Origin of the sequence: Lysinibacillus sp. NPDC056220, assembly GCF_049315265.1 — a bacterium.
In the GTDB taxonomy this organism is placed as follows: domain Bacteria; phylum Bacillota; class Bacilli; order Bacillales_A; family Planococcaceae; genus Lysinibacillus; species Lysinibacillus pinottii.
The window spans coordinates 23689-42010 of the sequence record NZ_JBMOXD010000012.1; the positions used below are offsets into that span (position 1 = coordinate 23689).

Genomic DNA, 18322 nt, shown 5'->3' on the forward strand with positions numbered 1-18322 from the left:
TCCTAATGTACAAACCGACGATTGGCTAGCCATTGTATGACGTTAATGGTTAATAATAAAATAAATGAAGTAACAAGCATGACTACCGCAATTGCAGTGGCACCAGCATAATCGTATTGCTCAAGTTTAGTCATAATAATTAAAGGGGTAATTTCGGTTTTCATAGGCATATTTCCCGCAATGAAAACAACTGAGCCATACTCACCAAGAGCACGAGCAAAGGCTAATGAAAAGCCCGTTAATATGGCTGGTAATAACTCTGGCAAAATGACTTTACGAAAGGTTTGTAAACGATTTGCTCCAAGGCTGGCAGAAGCCTCCTCAACTTCAGCACTAATATTTTGCAATACTGGCTGTACTGTTCGTACAACGAAAGGAAGCCCAATAAAAGTTAAGGCAATAATAATACCAAGGGGCGTAAAGGCAATTTTAAAATCAAAAAACTGGCCAATCCAACCATTGGGGGCGTAGAGAGATGTTAAAGCAATCCCTGCTACAGCAGTAGGTAAAGCAAAAGGCAAATCTACTAATCCATCCATCATTCTTTTAAAAGGGAACTGGTAGCGAACCAGAACCCATGCGATAATTGTGCCGAAAAGTACATTTAATAGACCTGCAATGAGGGCTGTGCTAAAGCTAACTTTATAGGAAGCAACAGCACGAGGATCAGTGATAATATCAAGAAACACTGTCCAGCTTAAGGACATTGTATGGAAAAAGATCATAGAAAGTGGTAATAACACTAGTAAACTAACATATAACATCGTATATCCAAGAGATAGGTGAAATCCTGGAATAATGCGACGTGATTTCTTCGTCAGGGTTAAACTACTCATCAGAACACTCCTTATTGTGGCAAGTAAATTTCATCAAAGGTACCGCCGTCTTTAAAGTGAGTTGCTTGTGCTTTGGTCCAGCCACCAAAATCATCGATTGAAACAAGTTCAAGCTGTGGGAATTGGTCTTTATATTTAGCTAGAACAGCCTCGTTGCGAGGGCGGTAATAATTTTTGGCAGCAATTTCTTGACCCGTATCGCTATATAAATGCTGTAAGTAAGCCTCCGCTACTTCCCGTGTTCCTTTTTTATCGACGATTTTGTCAACAATCGCCACTGGTGGCTCCGCTAAAATACTTAATGATGGAGTAATTATTTCGAATTCGTCCTTCCCTAATTCATGAAGTGATAAGTAAGCTTCATTTTCCCATGCAATTAAGACATCCCCAATTTTGTGTTCCACAAAAGTTGTGGTAGCACCTCGGGCACCAGAATCCAGTACTTCAACATTGCTGTATAGTGATTTCATAAATTCTTTGATTTTTGTTTCATCATTGTTATATAACTTTCCAGCATAGCCCCAAGCAGCTAGGTAGTTCCACCTTGCACCACCAGATGTTTTTGGGTTAGGGGTAATGACGGATACATCTTTTTTGATGAGATCATCCCAATCTTGTATATCTTTCGGGTTGCCCTTGCGTACTAAAAAGACAATAGTGGATGTATAGGGAGTAGAGTTATGGTCAAATTCGGTTTGCCAATCTTTATTCAGCAGCTCACGAGTTTGGGCAATTTCATCAATATCATAGGCGAGAGCAAGGGTGACAACGTCTGCTTCAAGACCATCAATCACTGCTCTACCTTGTTTTCCTGAGCCTCCATGAGATTGTTTAATCGTGACATCTTGCCCTGTTTCATCCTTCCACTTTTTTATAAAATCTTGATTGAACTCATCGTAAAGCTCGCGTGTTGGGTCATAGGATACATTTAATAGCTCAACGGACTTATTACCTTCCTGGCCACTTGTATCTTCATTTGAGTTAGCACTACTACATCCTGTTACAGATAAAGTTAATACAGCAAGCAGTGCCAAAGATTGAAAGACATTCTTTCTTTTCTTCATTCTATGTCGCTCCCTTTCTGGCTGAAGAATGCAAAAAGCCATCCCCCATAACGATAATTCGTCATAGGTAGATGGCCTTCAGATCCTCTGATCAGCATTTTAGTAGTTGTGTCAAAGCTTTAGATAATACATTAAACACATATTTCCTATTAGTCAACAAGGAATTATAAAATGTTGAAAATCATGGTGATTACCTAGCTGTCATTTATCTTATGCAACTAAGAGTGTCAAAAATGGGTTTATTGCATAAGATATTTGAAAAAACCTAGTTGACTGCTTGGTGTACTTTAGTATATATTTGGTAATAAGAAAAACGATTAAAGAACGAGGTAGCAATTACTAGTGAAAAATCGTTGAATAATGAGCTGGCTAGTCAAACTAGAGGCGTTTTAACAAAGGCATGTTTTTTGGGTGTCTTTAGTTAGAACGCCTTTTTTTGCTATGAGGGGGATTCTATGTTAACACATGCAAATTGGCAAGAACCAAACATTAATTTTCAAGTTGATGAAATGTATAGGGGAGCATTAGAGGTTTTACGATGGAGCTATCAAGAGTATGGGAATGAAATAGTTTATGCCTGTAGCTTTGGGATTGAGGGCATAGTCTTAATTGATCTCATTTCGAAGGTAAAGCCAAATGCAACCATTGTCTTTTTAGATACAGATGTCCATTTTAAAGAGACCTATGAAACGATCCGGCGAGTAAAAGAAAAATATCCACAATTAAACATTGTGATGAAAAAGTCTGCACTCACACTTGAACAACAAGCAGCTCAATATGGTGAAGAACTTTGGAAGTCAGATCCAAATCAATGCTGTGCTATACGCAAGATTAAGCCGCTACATGAAGCCCTTTCAGGCACAAAGGCTTGGATATCTGGTTTACGACGTGAACAATCGCCAACACGTCAACAAACAAATTTTCTTAATCGTGATGATAAATTTAAGTCGATTAAAGTTTGCCCACTTATCCATTGGACTTGGAAGGATGTTTGGCGCTATGTCTCGAAAAACAATCTGCCATACAATCCGTTGCATGATCAAGGCTATCCAAGTATCGGTTGTGAGCATTGTACAAAGCCGGCATTTACGATGGATGATTTACGTTCAGGTAGATGGCAAGGCTCTGGGAAGACAGAATGTGGGTTACATGAATAAAGGAGTTATGCCATGCTTGAATATTTTGCCATAGCTATTAGTTTATTTTTTGCCATGAATATAGGTGCAAGTGGGGCAGCAGCTTCAATGGGAGTTGCTTATGGGGCAGGTGCTATTAAAAAGGCTTGGCAAGCATTATTATTATGCGCCATAGGCGTTTATAGCGGAGCGGTGTTGGGCGGAGGAGAAGTAGTCAAAACGATTAGCTCAGGTATTATGCCTCAGGAGTACATTACGGTTAAAATTGTTATCATTATTTTAATTTCTGCAACAAGCAGTTTATTTTTTGCCAACCTTTTAGGCATCCCATTATCTACCAGTGAGGTTACCGTCGGCGCAGTTGTTGGTGTGGGAATAGCTTATAAAGTGTTATTCGTCCAATCTTTGCTGGTCATTATGTCCTTTTGGGTTATTGTCCCACTTATAGCTTTTGTAATGGCCCTTATATTGGGGAAGTTGTTATATAAATTACAACTTAGGGGGCTATTAAAAGATCATCCGATTTTAACGATTCTACTTGTATTAGCAGGATTTTTTGAAGCCTTTTCGGCAGGTATGAATAACGTGGCGAATGCAGTTGGGCCGCTGGTAGGTGCTGGCATGCTGGATGTTACTATCGGCATTATGCTTGGGGGTGCATTTGTAGCTGCAGGAGCTATCCTACTTGGTAAACGAGTTCTTGAAACAAACGGTAAAAAAATTATGCGTTTTCAAAAGGCAGAGGGTATTTTAATTTCAAGTACTGGGGCGCTACTCGTAGGCATAAGCTCTATTTTTGGACTTCCAGTACCACTAACGCAAGTAACATCTTCCTCTATTATCGGCATGGGAATGGCGAAAAACGGAAAACAAATTTTTCATAAGCATATTGTGAAAAAGATTATTCGTATATGGGTTGTATCCCCCATCTTTTCATTAGCCATTTCTTATTTTTTAGTACAGTTGTTTTTAGAAAAAGATCTATATGCTGTTATTATAAATGGCAGCATTATCGTTGGAACGCTTGGAGTTATTAGTTTAATGCGTACCATTCGAGAAGAAGAGCAATCCATATATGATGCAGGTGAGGGAATTTAATTTTACTAGTGTTACTACATCATTGATGTTGATCTTACTATTAAACTTAGTATTTAACTAGAATTAGGAGGAGATAATATGAGTTTACAACCACATGGAGGGTTTCTTGTGCAAGCTTTTCATCCCGATAAGGAAATAACATCTATTCATAAGGAGATTGAGCTGGATGCCATTTCTTTGAGTGATTTAGAGTTAATTGCCATAGGAGGCTACAGTCCCATCCAAGGGTTTTTAACACAAGCAGATTATGAATCTGTGGTGGAAAAAAGTCGATTAGTATCAGGTATAGTATGGAGTATTCCAATTACCCTCCCAGTGACGGAAGAGAAAGCAGCAACCTTACAACCTGGTGAAGAGGTAAAACTAGTCTATCAAGGTGAAACTTTTGGTGTTATTCAGGTGGCTGATATTTTTGAGCCGAATAAGCGAAAAGAGGCTTTACTTGTTTATGGCACTGAGGATTTAGCACATCCTGGAGTTCACAAGCTACATGAACGTCCTGCCATATATGTTGGTGGAAAAATTACGTTAATTAAACGTCTAGCACAAAAGTTTCCTACGTATTCATTTGATCCAGTGGAAACCCGACAACTATTTGCTTCAAAGGGTTGGCAAACCATTGTGGGCTTTCAAACGCGTAACCCAGTGCATCGGGCCCATGAATATATCCAAAAGGCAGCACTTGAAACGATAGATGGTTTATTTTTAAACCCTCTTGTTGGTGAAACAAAATCGGATGATGTATCTGCGGCTATCCGTATGGAGAGCTATGAGATTTTATTGAAAAATTACTATCCTGAAAATCGTGTGCAATTAGGTGTATTTCCAGCTGCTATGCGTTACGCAGGACCAAGGGAGGCCATTTTCCATGCGCTTGTAAGGAAAAATTATGGCTGTACACATTTTATCGTGGGTAGAGATCATGCAGGTGTTGGGGATTACTATGGCACGTACGATGCCCAAAAAATCTTTGAACAGTTTACGGAAGATGAATTAGGGATTATTCCATTGAAGTTTGAGCATAGTTTTTATTGTCAGCAGTGTGAAGGGATGGCTACTACAAAAACTTGTCCCCATGATAGCTCTGCCCATATTATTTTATCAGGTACAAAAGTACGAGAGATGCTTCGCAATGGAGAAGTACCACCAAGTACATTTAGCCGTAAAGAGGTAGTAGACGTACTAATAAAAGGCATGCAGAAGGAGGTAGTCAAATGAGTTCAAATATTGTTTGGCATGAAGCCTCTGTTACAAAAGATGAGCGTCGCTCTCAAAATAAACATCAAAGCTTTATTTTATGGTTTACGGGTTTGTCTGCTTCAGGAAAATCATCTATAGCCAATGCATTTGCCCGTCAATTATATGAAAGGGGTAATCAAGCTTTTGTGTTGGATGGCGATAATGTCCGTCATGGCTTAAATAAGGATTTAGGTTTTGATGAGTCAGGGCGTAAAGAAAACATCCGTCGTATAGGGGAAGTTTCGAAGCTTTTTATAGAAAGCGGTCAAATTGTGCTAACGGCATTTATTTCACCTTATCGAGAAGATCGTCAAGTAGTTCGTGAGCTTGTTGAAGATGGTGAATTTATAGAAGTCTTTGTAAAGTGTTCAGTAGAAACATGTGAAAAAAGGGATCCAAAGGGACTATATAAAAAAGCTAGAAAAGCAGAGATTGCAAATTTTACTGGTATTAGCGCTCCTTATGAGGAACCCGAAAACCCAGAAATTATTTTAGATTCAGAACATCATACTGTAGAAGAATGTGTGGAACAGTTGACTAGTATTTTAACTGCCAAAGGCTATATTTAACTAACCAATAAAAAAATCTGCTCGTTCATAATGATTGAGCAGATTTTTTATATGTTTTATCGAACATCTTGTTCTTTTTTCATTCTGTCAATTTCAGGGCCTAATTCATCACGTACTGTACCTTTCCAAGGCTTTACACCAGCAATATAAGAGGATCGAGTCATAATATGTCCTCCAACAGGGCCAGTGATGAAGAGGAATAGTATACCTAATAATATACGTGGATTAAAATGATCTTCAATTAGCCAAAAGTGAAAGAATACACCAATTAGTACGCACATAACACCAAGTGTAGCACTTTTTGAGGCAGCATGTGCTCGCGTATATAAATCAGGTAGGCGGATAAGCCCAATGGCTGTGACGACAATAAAAAGTACTCCAACAGAAATGAAAAAAATAACTAAACTATTAGCGAGAATTGTCACGTTTAATGATATCTCCTTTCTCTATGAATTTAGAGAAAGCAACTGTCCCAATAAATGATAAAATAGCTAGTAATAAAATAATCTCAAGGAAGAAGCTTGTTTCCACTAGTATTGAAAATAATCCAATCAAGGAAATAAGAGAGACACCCAGTGAATCCAAAGCGACAACACGGTCAGATGCAGAAGGTCCTTTAATCATTCGATAAATGACCGCAATCATCGATAAGCAAATCACTACAATGACTGCAATAATAAATGTTGTCATGATTTACTCACCTCCAAAATCGCTTTCTCAAATGAATCTCGAATGGAAGCAACAGCCTCATCCACATCGTTTATATCAATAGCATGTACATATAATGTTTTAGCATCATCGGATACATGTACGACTACAGTCCCGGGCGTTAAAGTAATAAGGCTGGATAGTAAAGTGATTTCCCAGTCTTCCGTTAATACAGTAGGGTAAGCAAAAAAGGCAGGCTGCATGTCCAATTTAGGCTTTAATACTACCTTCAGGACTTGCACATTCGCTAATACTAACTCTTTAAAGAACAGCGAAGTCAATTTTAAAATGGCCCATAGTCGGTAGACATAAAGACGAGACTTAAAAAATCTTCGCATTATTATGAGCAGAATGATACCCATTAAGAACCCAATTATAAAGCCGGTTGCTGTGTAATTAGAGGATAGGAACATCCATACGAAGGCAAGTACAAAGTTTAAAATCATTTGAAATGCCATAGCGTTAATCCCCCTTCATCACAGCATCTATATAGATAGATGGATCATTTAAAAGTTTTGCTGCATCGTCCATAAATGGCGTCATCCATTCGGAACCCACACCATATACGACAGAAATAAGTACTAATAGGGCTGAAGGCATAAACAGCATCTTGTAGATAGATTTGTCAACGGTACCCTTTGTTTCTTTCTCCTCGCCCCAAAAGGCATAGATGAAGATACGGATGACTGATAATAGTACGAGCAGTGAGGACGCTAATATGAAAATACTACTCCACATATTTCCCGCTTCAAAACCACCTTGAACAATCAAAAGTTTGCCCACAAATCCGCTAAGTGGTGGAATTCCGGCTAAGCCAAATGCTGCAATTAAATAACACCAACCAAGCACCGGGTATTTCTTCATCAGGCCACCCATCTTACGCAAATCAGATGTACCTGTAATGTAGATGATAATACCGATTAACATAAAGAGTGCAGCCTTTATGAGCATATCGTGTACTAAATAAAACATCGCTCCCTTTAAAGAAGCTTCATTCATTTGTGAGACACCAAATAAAATAACTCCTACAGCAATGACAATATTGTAGATAATAATAAGTTTGACATCAAAGTAGGCGAGTGCCCCAATGCATCCAGCTACAATTGTAGCAATGGCAAGTACCATCAATAAATCATGAGTATATGATAAATCGTGTACAAAGAATAGTGTATAGGTACGTGTAATTGCATAGACACCTACCTTTGTGAGCAATGCACCGAATAGTGTTAATACAGGTATAGGCGCTGCTGCATACGAAGTAGGAAGCCAAAAATACAATGGGAAAATGGCTGCTTTTAATCCGAAAACCATTAAAAAGAGTACAGCTATAACCGTAATGATACCTGGCTGATTGATTTCAGCTATTTTAACGGCAATATCAGCCATGTTCAATGTTCCTACAACCGAGTATAAAAAGGCTACGGTAATGACAAATAAGGCCGACGAAATAACATTAATTAAAATATATTTGATCGATCCTTTCAGTTGCCCTTTCTCGCCACCTAGCACGATCAGTAAATATGAAGCCATTAATAATACTTCGAAGAAAACGAATAAGTTAAAAATATCACCTGTAGTAAAAGCCCCATTAACCCCAGTTAAAATAAACATGATACCAGGGTAATAAAAGAATCTTTCCCGTTCCTTCGTAATAGAACCAAAGCCATACCAAACAACAAAAAAAGCAATTAACAATGTTGTTGTAACGAGCAATGCGGATACCATATCAGAAACCATGGTAATGCCATAAGGGACAGGCCAATCTCCAAAGGTAACCTTTTGGATACCATCATGTTTCACTTTCAATAGAAGTGAAATGGCAGTAATCAAGGATATCCCGATTCCAAGTAATGAAAATGTTCGTTGATACATTAAATTTTTTTGCCCAAACATTAAAATCATACCGAAGAAAAACGGAATGATGATAGGCAGCAGTAGGAAGTTATTCATCCTCATCACTTCCTCTCATTAAGCTAATATCATCAGTTTGTAGCTCCTGATAGGAACGATATGCTAGCACAAGGAAAAACGCTGTGACGCCAAAGCTAATAACAATAGCGGTTAAAATAAGTGCCTGGGGTAATGGATCTGCAAAGGGTTTAGCTCCTTCGTTTAACACGGGTGGAGCCTCACCACCAAGACCACCCATCGTTAATATCAGTAGGTGAGCACCGTGACTTAAAAGTCCCGTACCAATAATAATTCGTAATAAACTTTTTGATAAAATTAAATAGACAGCTGCCATAAAGAGGAAGCCAATGACAAAGGCCATAATTATTTCCATTATTCATCCTCTCCAATCGTTTGAATAATGGTCATCGTAACACCCACAACAACCAGATAGACACCGCTATCAAAAAGCATAGCCGTGTGTAAAGACTGTTTGCCTAGAAGCGGTAAATCGAAATAATTAAAGAAATGCGTAAAAAAAGGTTCGCCAACAAACATAGGAAATGCCGCAGTGGCAAGGGCTAATAATAAACCAATAGCCGTTAAATACGTGTAATTAATAGGTAAAATATGTCGTACAGTACGAATATCAAAGGCTAACACTAATAGCACGATGGCACTGGAGGTTAAAAGTCCTCCAACAAAGCCACCACCAGGCGTGTAATGACCTGCTAAAAAAATATGAATGGAGAAGAAGAAAATAATGAAAAATACAATTTTAGCCGTAAATTGTATTATCACATCATTTGTTTTCATGTGTTTTCTCCTTTCTATTCATGCGCAATTTAATCATAGCCAAAATGGCCATTCCAGCAATACCGAGCACTGTAATTTCAAACAATGTATCAAAGCCACGATAGTCTACTAAAATTACATTAACAATATTTCCTCCGCCCGCTAAGGAGTAAACGGTTTCCTCATAGTATTTAGAAATAGAAGGAATAAGTTTTTGTGAATGAGCAGATAATGCGACAAGTGTTACCATGGCACCTATTGTAATAGATACAACAGCTCGATTTAATTGAAATCTCATACGTTCTTCTCGTTTACCAAGTTTTGGCAGATGGTAGAATGCCATTAAAAAGAGAGCAACAGATATAGTCTCTATAACAAGCTGTGTTAAGGCTAAATCTGGCGCATTAAAAATAACAAAAAATAATGCTACCGTATAACCAACAGAGCCAAGACCTATAATGGCTGTTAAACGCGATTTGGCTAGTATAGTGATAGCTGTTCCAATTAATAAAACCACGACTAAAATAATTTCATAGGGCCTAATTGGAGCTGTCTCTTGGAATGAAAAACTAAAGGCATTTTTCACAAAAAGCGAACCAATGACGATAATAGCAATACCACTAAACATATAAAGTAGATAATGACGCATTGACCCCGTCATGTAGAGTCGAGAAAGGCGATTCAAGCCAACATCTAACCCCTGCATAATTTTGTCATAAGCATTATTCAAGGTGAAAGCCTTTGGGAATCGTTGATACATCCCTTGCCATTTCGGTAGTGATACAAATAGCAGTACTCCTATGATAATAATTCCTATCGTCATTAGAAGCTCTGGATTGATTCCATGCCAGGCAGATACATGAATGTCAATATCTTGTGGTACCTCGTATAAAAATGGCTGAATCGCTAGTACAGCAGGTTTGACAAATGTATCACCAATAAAATTCGGGATAAAGAATATAAGCACAACTAATCCTGCTAAAAGCATTGGAGAAACTAGCATCCCAATAGGTGCTTCATGTGGTTTATGCGGTAATTGTTCTGGTTTGTAGTTGCCATTAAATGTTCGGAAAACAAAATAAAAGCTATAAATAAATGTGAAAATACTAGCAACCCAAGCCACGATTGGGAAGAGCACTCCCCATGTATCGAAGCCAAAAAACTCAAACTTTTGAAGCGCGAGCATGGCTGTTAAAAACATTTCTTTACTTAAGAAGCCATTAAACGGTGGAAGACCAGCCATCGATAAGCTTCCTATTGCCGCAACTGTAAAACTGATAGGCATAATACTCATTAACCCACCCAATTTACGAATATCACGTGTCCCTGTTTCATGATCGATAATCCCAGCAATCATGAATAGGCTACCTTTAAATGTAGCGTGATTGATCAGATGGAAGATGGCAGCAAATGCCGCAAATTTAATTGTATCTACGGATTCGTTGGCATGAAACGCCACTGCGCTTGCCCCAAGTAGTGACATAATAAGTCCAAGTTGACTGACGGTCGAGAAGGCAAGAATCCCTTTCAAGTCCGTTTGTTTGACTGCAAAGAATGAACCCCAGAATAAAGTTAAAATACCTATACCTGTTACAAGCCATACCCAGAGCTCAGAAGCCGCAAAAATTGGGGTAAAGCGTGCTACTAAATAAATACCTGCTTTGACCATTGTGGCAGAGTGAAGGTATGCACTTACTGGTGTAGGTGCTTCCATTGCATCTGGTAGCCAAATGTAAAATGGGAATTGAGCCGATTTTGTAAATGCTCCTAGAAGGAGTAACACAAGCGACCAAGTAAATAAAGGGTGATCAACTAGATTTGGAGCCATAACCATTAGCTCTCGAATGGAATAAGTTCCACCCATTAAGTAGAGAAGAACGAATCCACCTAACATCATTAAGCCACCGCCAACTGTTATCATCATTGACTTCAGTGCTCCAAGGCGTGACGCATCACGGTTATACCAATAACCAATGAGTAGGAATGAGGAAATGGACGTTAATTCCCAAAAGAAATAAAGTGTAATTAAATGATCTGACTGTACTACTCCAAGCATTGCAGACATAAATAACAGTAAGTAAACATAAAAATTATGTAATTTTTCTTTATGTTTATCTAAGTAAAAAATGGAGTAGAGGACAACTAATGATCCGATCCCAGTAATTAGTAGCGAGAATAATAAGCTAAGGCCATCCAAATAGGAGACGAAGGAAATATCAAGCGATGGAATCCAAGGAAGTTTAGCTGTAAACACTCCACCTTTAGCTACTTGTGCAATATAAGATGCATAAATCACCACGAGCGTAGCTGGAACAGCGAGAACAAACCAGCCAGTATGAATATTCTTTATGCTTTTATATAAAAATGGTACGAATATTGCAGCAAGCATGGGAATGAAAATATAAAGTACTTGTAACAAAAAAACCCTCCTTTATGCAGGTAAGTATATCAATTATAACGTACTTTAATCGGGAATGCATACGTACTATTGGGATTTAGCTTGCGGTAGTAGGAGAATTTTCGTTATATTATAAATAGGAAGTTATCAATAAAAATAGAGGAAAAAATTTTTTATGAAGAATCCGTATATCTATGGTTATTTACCATTAATTACAATTTTATTGTTTAGTTTGACATTTGGTATGTATGCAGTTGGAGAATCTTTACAAATTTTTCGAGCAATCGGTGTATATTCAGGTATGCGAGAATTTTTGTCTGATGTTGAATTACGTGTATTTTTACTCATTGTGTTTGCTATTGTTTTTTTTATGCTATTTTCAGCACTCAAACTAGTAGGAGAAACAATCCATGAGTTAGGAATGCTCTTTTTTTCAAAAGACAACGATGGAGCAACTGTTAGTCAAGCACGAGGCGGCTATATTATTTTGTTTATTGGTGCCATGTGTTCAGCATTTGCCATCCAATTTATTTATGTGTTAATAGGAATTTTTGTTCTAACTGTTTTTACATATTTCATTTATCTTATTTACAAAATGAGTCATTTTATGTCAATGGGCGGCACAATCGGTCTATTAATCTTTGAGCTTTTTATGTGGACTATTCTATTAACATTCATCGTTTATGTTGTATTGAAACTATATAATGGAATATTAGCAAGTCTGCCATTTGCTCAATAAATGCATACTGTAGGCAAAAGCCCTCGAGAATCTCAATCTCGAGGGCTTTTGCTATTTCTTAAATGACGGTTTGCATGGGGGTTCTGTTATTTTGCCTGGCACGTCCAAGTAACCCGTTCCTTTTTGTCATACAACCAAACTACTAATTTTACTCAAGTAAAACATTAAATAATTGATGATGAATTTTGTATTCTTCTAATTTTTGCATGGATTGAGGCTTATCATAGCCAATCCATACGGCCGCTGTATAGGTATCATTAAGTCCGGCAAGCCAATAGTCTCGATAGTCATTCGTTGTCCCTGTTTTGGCCCCAACGTAGCTGCTATTACTGTAGACTCCCTGTCCCGTACCGTTCGTCACAACATCGGCAAGTAGCTCACGCATGTATTTTACTGTTTTAGGAGACCAAATTTGATCACGCTGTGTATCCCAACTATAGAGTTCTGTTCCATCTAAAGCTGTCACTTTACGAATGCTATGTGCTAGAACATAAGATCCATCAATAAAGCTTGTATAGGCATCTGCTAGCTCTAAAGCTGTTACACCGTAAGTAAGCCCGCCCAAGGAAGCTGCATAATTATGGTCCTTTTCTACAATGGAGCGAAAATGAAAGCGATCTAAATATTGAAATGCTGTATCAATGCCAACTGTCTGGAAGAGTCGCAGTGCCGATGTATTGTAGCTATGTCGAAATGCAGTGCGCAGCGACACATCCCCATACTTGTAGCCCCCGTAGTTTTGAGGGCAAAATGATCCGACACAATAACTGCCACCATTTACAATCGAATCAGGTGTATGTGTTGTTGTTTCAAAGAAAGGAGCATAGACGGCCAGTGGCTTAAACGCGGAACCTGGTTGCCGTGTTCCTTGAAATGCACGATGATAATCAAACTTTTCATAGCTTTTTCCTGCATATAAGCTAACGATTTCTCTTGATTGGTTTTGAATAACAGCACCTGCTGCTTGCAATGAACCGGCACCTAAGGTAGCTGTCATTTGTTGTTCATCATGCCGCTGTTTTTGTGGATCCAACGCAGTGTTAATAATCAGTCCATTTTGAAATAATGAATCAAGTCGATTGTCTAATTGTGTCTTAATTTTTTTCTTCTCTTCCTCATTATCTGTATGGTTAAGTCGATCCGCATAGCCTTCTTTTTCTGCAACTAACCATTTTAATTCTTGAAGAACGTAAGTACTGTACATAGGATAGCTTTGAATTTTATCCTTAATATGCAATGTAATCGGTTTTGCCTTATAAGTTGTCGCTTCTTCCTTTGTAATGCTACCTTTCACGGCAAGTGTATCTAATAAGCGTTCTTGACGTGCTTTAGTTTGTTCAAAGTTTTTTAAAGGGTTATAAAGTGAAGGGTTATTGGGAATCGCTGCAATAAAAGCAATTTCAGCTATAGATAATTGCTGAAGTGGTCTTTGAAAATAATAGGTTGCTGCTCCACCAATACCGTAAACTTGATTGCTAAAATAGGACTCGTTAAGATACATGGTTAATATTGCTTCTTTATCGAATTCTTTTTCTAATTCATAAGCATAAAAAAGTTCGGTTAATTTTCGTTCATATGTTTTTTCATCAGATAAATAACGCATTCGAACAAGCTGCTGTGTAATCGTACTGCCACCCTGTGAGCTAGTACTTGTACTTGAATTGGCGACTACTGCACGCATAATAGCACTTAAATCAAAGCCAATGTGTTCATAAAAGTCGGCATCCTCACTTGCAATGAATATTTCCTGGGCAATTTGTGGAATTTCTTGCAATGTTAATGGCTGCCGCCATTCGACATATTCTTCACTAAATGTTTGCCCATTTTGATCCTTAAGTGTTATAGGGAGCTGGGGTTGTACTTCAGGTAAATGAATCGCCTGTGAAATTTGTTCTTCATGTGCTTGTGCTGTATTGATTTCTGTTCGTATGTTTGTGCTAATCCACCATAGAACAGGTAGGGAAAGAAGTATAATAAAAAACCCAAAAGCCTTTTTCATGTGTGCCTCCACTCTTTCTATGAATCCTTCAACAGAATAACATATTTTGGATTGATTCCAAATACTCGGTCAGACCTATTTCCATTGTTTTTAGAAAGGAAGTTAAAAGTGCATAAATCGTCAATACTTTGTTGAAGAAAACCAATTGGAATTATGTTAGACTAAAATGAGGTCAAGAAGGATGAATTGTCATCTTTTTCATTGAAACTGAAAATTATCATTAAAGGAGAGACTTCCATGTTTCCACAATTAACAACAGACGTACAAGCAGGCGAAGTGCTTGTAGAAATGAACACAACATTAGGTGCAGTTAAAATTAAGCTGTTCCCAGAGTTTGCACCAAAAACTGTTGAAAACTTTTTGGGTCATGCTAAATCAGGTTATTATAACGGCATCATTTTCCACCGAGTTATTCAAGACTTTATGATTCAAGGTGGTGACCCAACAGGAACAGGTATGGGCGGAGAGTCAATTTGGGGTGATTCTTTTGAAGATGAATTCTCAGATAAATTGTTTAACCTACGTGGTGCGCTATCAATGGCTAACGCTGGTCCAAACACAAATGGTTCTCAATTCTTTATCGTACAAATGAAACATCTTCCAAGCGATATGCTTCGTCAATTACAAGGAGCAGGCTTCCCAGAGGAAATTATCGAAGCTTATGCACAAAATGGTGGTACTCCTTGGTTAGACCATAAACATACTGTATTCGGTCATGTTGTAGAAGGAATGGATATTGTAGATAAAATTGCGGATGTAGAAAAAGATCCTCGTGATAAGCCATTAGAAGATGTGAAAATTGAGTCAATTACAGTCTTTGAATAATAATTATAAGGACGTGTAGAGCATGGAAAACTTAATGTATCAATTTTTATATTTCCCTGAAGATAAATCAGGATATATTCCAGCAGCATTTGAATTTTTAATCATGCTTATTTTATGTGTAATCGTGTTTACGCTTTTCCGAAAAATTTCTAAAAAGCAGGAAATGAAATCAAAGGAAATTGAAGCGCGTATATTAGCAGAAAAGAAAAGCACAAACAACCAACAAAATGTCTAATGAAAAAGAATCTGCCTCCAATGGAGACAGATTCTTTATTTTAAATTTTTCTTTTTGAACGACGAACCATGTTTTGTATTGTTTTGAAGGCATGGAAGCAAACGAGTACAATGGATAGGCCAATTCCACTTAAGGCGGTAATGAAGGCAACCCATTCGAACGGTGTATAGCTCCAAACACTATCTAAATCATTACTGTCCTTCCATTCTTCAATGACTAAATTCATTCCGTAAATACCGGAAATAACCGTAAATACGGTTAAAATAAATAGTAAATTATTGCTTCGATTATCGGATTGATCTTCTTGTGTTCGATATAGGCTGTTCAATGTCGCTTTTGTTCCTACATAATGTTCATTAATACGGAAATGCTTTCGTAGCATTTGAGCTATTTCTCTACCTTCAGTCCGAACAACGACCTCTTCAAAATAATAACGTGCAGAAAACTCTGTGATAAGTTCGATTAATTCATTAACAATTTGTTTATCTTTCCCCCATTTAATTTCACTGTATTCATAGGAAAGCTTTAGAAGCATCATTTTATAAAAATAATGAATGAATAAATTGTAATAGTGAGTCCCCATAAACTCCTGAATGCTATGTGAACAATGTTCAAAAGGCCTATTTGTAAGTGTCATTTGTGACTGTGCTGAAGAGATAATAAAACTATTAGGTGCCCACCGTGTATGGGCGTGTTCCTGCACATAGTTTGAAATATATTGAGAGTTAGTACTCGAAATAAAGGGCTTGCCATCAGGTGTTCTTCCATCTACTTGCCCTAATCGAAAAAGATGCTCAGGTAATAGTTCTGCTTTTTCATCACAAATTAAATAGGCTGAGGAAAACATTCGCTCATCTTCAAAAAAAGGTAACCCTTCATAGGTATGGTCTTGGTGATGCTGAAGGAACGGTTTTAAGAAGGGGATAAAATAGTTGAATAATAGCTCACTTGTTGAATCACAATGACCGAATGAGAAATGATGACTAGCGCCTTTTTCCTCTCGCAGTTTTGCCTCCAGCACCCTAAAGTAATGAATAAAATTTAAAATATCACTAATATCATATTGGCTGTCTATGCTTGTTCGAACGGTGACGATGCCATTGCCGAAAGGGCATAGTGTCACATCGATGCTCATAAGCTCGTAGTTAATACAATTTTCATGATGGTGTAAGGCTCCTTGTGTATAGAATGCTTTTGAGAAGCGAAGAAAGTCTGGGCTATCCATTTTATTTGGAAATAATTTATCCTCAAGAAAGGGATAGAAAAATTGGGCAAGCTCCTCATGTATAATTGTTATGTCTCCATAAAAGGCATGTTCAAGATTAGCGTTGTTCAATTCAAAAAAAGAAAATCCTTCTTCTAAAAGGGTATGACCAATCTTTTGCCGATCTTTTATTTGGTAGGCGAAGGGAAATAAGAATGTCATATATGCACGTTCAATTGTTAAAGGAACTAAGTCCATTTGAAAACACCCCTTTTTCCATCTGTTTGTTAAGAGACTTTTCCACATCGTAAGAATTTTAAACATATAAAAAGAAGGAATCCTAAATAATCAGAATTCCTTCTCTTATTTTTATTGTTCAAAGGCTTTTTTAAAGCGCTCTACGCCGTCTCGTACTGTTTCAAATGAACAAGCTACATTCATACGTAGGAAGCCTCGACCCTCTTCTCCGTATTTTGTACCTGGCTCTAATGCCAGTTGACCAATTTCTAATAGTCGTTTCATAATGTCTTTTTCTTCAAGCTTAAGCTCTCGATAATCAATCCATATTAAATAAGTGGATTGTGGTTTAATGATACGAATGCCTGGAATCTGCTCTAACTCGGCTTTGACATAATCCATATTTGCTGAAATATACGGCAGCAATTCATCTAGCCAAGGGGTGCCTTCCGTATACGCAGCTTGCAATGCTACAGAGGCAAAAGTATTTAAAGAGCCTTGTCCACTTGCCATATTCACGGCTTCTAGCTGTAGACGTTTTTTCTTATCTGGCACAATCATATAGGAAACTTGAATACCTGCTAAATTAAATGTTTTAGTAGGAGCCATACACGTTACGATCCGATTGATTTCATCGCCTGCTATTTTGGCAATAGGAATATGCTTTTCTCCATTGATCATTAAATCAGCATGAATTTCATCTGAAATAATAAGAACATCGTATTGAGCACAGAGTCTTACAATTTCCTTTAAAGTAGCTTCATCCCATACATAACCTCCAGGGTTGTGAGGGTTGCATAATATGTAGGCTTTCACATTTTGAGCTAGTGCCTGTTCAAAAGCTTCAAAATCTACGATAAATTTACCATCATTTTTTTCAACTAGCGGACAGCTTACCACTTCGCGTCCATTGCTTTTTGGAATGTTAAAAAATGGTGGGTAAACGGGTGTTGATATAAGGACTTTATCTCCTGGATTAGTAAAGGCTACAATGCTATTTGCTAAGGCGGCAACAACACCATTACAGAATACGATAGAATCCTTGTCAATTTGCCAATCATGACGAGTATTTTGCCAGTCCACTATTGACTGTATTGCTTCCTCGCTCATAAAGCTATAACCAAAAACAGTACGTTCAGCATGTTCCTGCAATGCTTTTGAAACGGCTGTCGGAGCAGCAAAATCCATATCAGCTACCCACATTGGCAATATCTCGGACGCATCGTTTAGTCCATAAACCATTTTCATTGCGTCCCATTTTACGGAGTTTGTAAAACGGCGTTTGATAGTTTGATCAAAAATAGACAAGCAAATCACTCTTTTCTTTTTTATTTACTATGGTATCATACG

The 18322-nt window shown here is 37.7% G+C and carries 19 protein-coding genes; 7 read left to right on the top strand and 12 right to left on the bottom strand.

The features are described 5' to 3' along the window. Window positions 1-2: 2 nt before the first annotated feature. A complete protein-coding gene (gene cysT / locus ACOZBY_RS20930; protein ID WP_012292370.1) occupies window positions 3-836 on the bottom strand; it encodes a sulfate ABC transporter permease subunit CysT in 834 nt (277 codons plus the stop codon). Between the two features lie 11 nt (window positions 837-847). Then, a complete protein-coding gene (locus ACOZBY_RS20935; protein WP_422762654.1) occupies window positions 848-1900 on the bottom strand; it encodes a sulfate ABC transporter substrate-binding protein in 1053 nt (350 codons plus the stop codon). Between the two features lie 455 nt (window positions 1901-2355). On the opposite strand from ACOZBY_RS20935, the gene ACOZBY_RS20940 reads away from it, so the two are divergent. From ACOZBY_RS20940 to cysC, 4 genes are all read left to right on the top strand, one after another. Next, the gene (locus ACOZBY_RS20940; protein WP_012292372.1) at window positions 2356-3057 is read left to right on the top strand and encodes a phosphoadenylyl-sulfate reductase; all 702 of its coding nucleotides are present in this window, start codon (window positions 2356-2358) and stop codon (window positions 3055-3057) included. Window positions 3058-3069: 12 nt separating this feature from the next. After that, the gene (locus ACOZBY_RS20945) at window positions 3070-4134 is read left to right on the top strand and encodes an inorganic phosphate transporter (protein WP_031418542.1); all 1065 of its coding nucleotides are present in this window, start codon (window positions 3070-3072) and stop codon (window positions 4132-4134) included. A 78-nt stretch (window positions 4135-4212) separates the two neighbouring features. Beyond that, window positions 4213-5352, top strand: a complete 1140-nt coding sequence (gene sat, locus ACOZBY_RS20950) for a sulfate adenylyltransferase (protein WP_031418541.1) — start codon at window positions 4213-4215, stop codon at window positions 5350-5352. Beyond that, a complete protein-coding gene (gene cysC, locus ACOZBY_RS20955; protein ID WP_012292375.1) occupies window positions 5349-5942 on the top strand; it encodes an adenylyl-sulfate kinase in 594 nt (197 codons plus the stop codon). The genes sat and cysC overlap by 4 nt, the downstream gene beginning before the upstream one ends. Before the next feature lie 56 nt (window positions 5943-5998). Here the strand turns inward: cysC and mnhG are convergent, their stop codons facing one another. The 7 genes from mnhG to ACOZBY_RS20990 are packed head-to-tail and all read right to left on the bottom strand — an operon-like array spanning window position 5999 to window position 11754. Next, complete coding sequence (mnhG, locus tag ACOZBY_RS20960) at window positions 5999-6367, bottom strand: monovalent cation/H(+) antiporter subunit G (protein WP_012292376.1); 369 nt, start codon at window positions 6365-6367, stop codon at window positions 5999-6001. Further along, complete coding sequence (locus ACOZBY_RS20965; protein WP_012292377.1) at window positions 6351-6632, bottom strand: Na(+)/H(+) antiporter subunit F1; 282 nt, start codon at window positions 6630-6632, stop codon at window positions 6351-6353. Before ACOZBY_RS20965 ends, mnhG begins: the two co-directional genes overlap by 17 nt. After that, window positions 6629-7108: a Na+/H+ antiporter subunit E gene (locus tag ACOZBY_RS20970; RefSeq protein ID WP_012292378.1), complete on the bottom strand. Its 480-nt coding sequence runs from the start codon at window positions 7106-7108 to the stop codon at window positions 6629-6631. Before ACOZBY_RS20970 ends, ACOZBY_RS20965 begins: the two co-directional genes overlap by 4 nt. A 4-nt stretch (window positions 7109-7112) precedes the next feature. Continuing rightward, window positions 7113-8600 (bottom strand): Na+/H+ antiporter subunit D, encoded by a 1488-nt coding sequence (locus ACOZBY_RS20975; RefSeq protein ID WP_012292379.1) that lies wholly within the window; start codon window positions 8598-8600, stop codon window positions 7113-7115. After that, window positions 8593-8934 (bottom strand): Na(+)/H(+) antiporter subunit C, encoded by a 342-nt coding sequence (locus ACOZBY_RS20980; protein WP_012292380.1) that lies wholly within the window; start codon window positions 8932-8934, stop codon window positions 8593-8595. The genes ACOZBY_RS20975 and ACOZBY_RS20980 overlap by 8 nt, the downstream gene beginning before the upstream one ends. Next, window positions 8934-9356, bottom strand: coding sequence for a Na(+)/H(+) antiporter subunit B (locus ACOZBY_RS20985; protein WP_012292381.1), 423 nt, complete (start codon window positions 9354-9356; stop codon window positions 8934-8936). The genes ACOZBY_RS20980 and ACOZBY_RS20985 overlap by 1 nt, the downstream gene beginning before the upstream one ends. Next, complete coding sequence (locus ACOZBY_RS20990) at window positions 9343-11754, bottom strand: Na+/H+ antiporter subunit A (protein ID WP_012292382.1); 2412 nt, start codon at window positions 11752-11754, stop codon at window positions 9343-9345. The genes ACOZBY_RS20985 and ACOZBY_RS20990 overlap by 14 nt, the downstream gene beginning before the upstream one ends. 154 nt (window positions 11755-11908) lie before the next feature. Here ACOZBY_RS20990 and ACOZBY_RS20995 point away from each other — a divergent pair, with 154 nt between their 5' ends. Further along, window positions 11909-12472 (top strand): DUF5366 family protein, encoded by a 564-nt coding sequence (locus tag ACOZBY_RS20995; RefSeq protein WP_012292383.1) that lies wholly within the window; start codon window positions 11909-11911, stop codon window positions 12470-12472. Between the two features lie 148 nt (window positions 12473-12620). Here the strand turns inward: ACOZBY_RS20995 and ACOZBY_RS21000 are convergent, their stop codons facing one another. Beyond that, window positions 12621-14471: a transglycosylase domain-containing protein gene (locus ACOZBY_RS21000; protein ID WP_031418539.1), complete on the bottom strand. Its 1851-nt coding sequence runs from the start codon at window positions 14469-14471 to the stop codon at window positions 12621-12623. 237 nt (window positions 14472-14708) lie between these two features. Between ACOZBY_RS21000 and ACOZBY_RS21005 the strand changes: the two genes are divergently transcribed. Both ACOZBY_RS21005 and ACOZBY_RS21010 read left to right on the top strand, forming a co-directional pair. Then, window positions 14709-15296, top strand: coding sequence for a peptidylprolyl isomerase (locus ACOZBY_RS21005; protein ID WP_012292385.1), 588 nt, complete (start codon window positions 14709-14711; stop codon window positions 15294-15296). A gap of 22 nt (window positions 15297-15318) precedes the next feature. Beyond that, complete coding sequence (locus tag ACOZBY_RS21010) at window positions 15319-15531, top strand: hypothetical protein (protein ID WP_012292386.1); 213 nt, start codon at window positions 15319-15321, stop codon at window positions 15529-15531. A 40-nt stretch (window positions 15532-15571) separates the two neighbouring features. Here the strand turns inward: ACOZBY_RS21010 and ACOZBY_RS21015 are convergent, their stop codons facing one another. After that, window positions 15572-16993, bottom strand: a complete 1422-nt coding sequence (locus ACOZBY_RS21015) for a hypothetical protein (RefSeq protein ID WP_012292387.1) — start codon at window positions 16991-16993, stop codon at window positions 15572-15574. 111 nt (window positions 16994-17104) lie between these two features. After that, window positions 17105-18280, bottom strand: coding sequence for a MalY/PatB family protein (locus tag ACOZBY_RS21020; protein ID WP_031418536.1), 1176 nt, complete (start codon window positions 18278-18280; stop codon window positions 17105-17107). Window positions 18281-18322: the final 42 nt, after the last annotated feature.

Excerpts from the sequence above, each read along its gene's own strand:
- cysT (WP_012292370.1), bottom strand. The coding sequence starts at position 836 with ATGAGTAGTTTAACCCTGACGAAGAAATCACGTCGCATTATTCCAGGA.
- ACOZBY_RS20935 (WP_422762654.1), bottom strand. The coding sequence starts at position 1,900 with ATGAAGAAAAGAAAGAATGTCTTTCAATCTTTGGCACTGCTTGCTGTA.
- ACOZBY_RS20940 (WP_012292372.1), top strand. The coding sequence starts at position 2,356 with ATGTTAACACATGCAAATTGGCAAGAACCAAACATTAATTTTCAAGTT.
- ACOZBY_RS20945 (WP_031418542.1), top strand. The coding sequence starts at position 3,070 with ATGCTTGAATATTTTGCCATAGCTATTAGTTTATTTTTTGCCATGAAT.
- sat (WP_031418541.1), top strand. The coding sequence starts at position 4,213 with ATGAGTTTACAACCACATGGAGGGTTTCTTGTGCAAGCTTTTCATCCC.
- cysC (WP_012292375.1), top strand. The coding sequence starts at position 5,349 with ATGAGTTCAAATATTGTTTGGCATGAAGCCTCTGTTACAAAAGATGAG.
- ACOZBY_RS20965 (WP_012292377.1), bottom strand. The coding sequence starts at position 6,632 with ATGACAACATTTATTATTGCAGTCATTGTAGTGATTTGCTTATCGATG.
- ACOZBY_RS20970 (WP_012292378.1), bottom strand. The coding sequence starts at position 7,108 with ATGGCATTTCAAATGATTTTAAACTTTGTACTTGCCTTCGTATGGATG.
- ACOZBY_RS20975 (WP_012292379.1), bottom strand. The coding sequence starts at position 8,600 with ATGAATAACTTCCTACTGCTGCCTATCATCATTCCGTTTTTCTTCGGT.
- ACOZBY_RS20980 (WP_012292380.1), bottom strand. The coding sequence starts at position 8,934 with ATGGAAATAATTATGGCCTTTGTCATTGGCTTCCTCTTTATGGCAGCT.
- ACOZBY_RS20985 (WP_012292381.1), bottom strand. The coding sequence starts at position 9,356 with ATGAAAACAAATGATGTGATAATACAATTTACGGCTAAAATTGTATTT.
- ACOZBY_RS20995 (WP_012292383.1), top strand. The coding sequence starts at position 11,909 with ATGAAGAATCCGTATATCTATGGTTATTTACCATTAATTACAATTTTA.
- ACOZBY_RS21000 (WP_031418539.1), bottom strand. The coding sequence starts at position 14,471 with ATGAAAAAGGCTTTTGGGTTTTTTATTATACTTCTTTCCCTACCTGTT.
- ACOZBY_RS21005 (WP_012292385.1), top strand. The coding sequence starts at position 14,709 with ATGTTTCCACAATTAACAACAGACGTACAAGCAGGCGAAGTGCTTGTA.
- ACOZBY_RS21010 (WP_012292386.1), top strand. The coding sequence starts at position 15,319 with ATGGAAAACTTAATGTATCAATTTTTATATTTCCCTGAAGATAAATCA.
- ACOZBY_RS21015 (WP_012292387.1), bottom strand. The coding sequence starts at position 16,993 with ATGGACTTAGTTCCTTTAACAATTGAACGTGCATATATGACATTCTTA.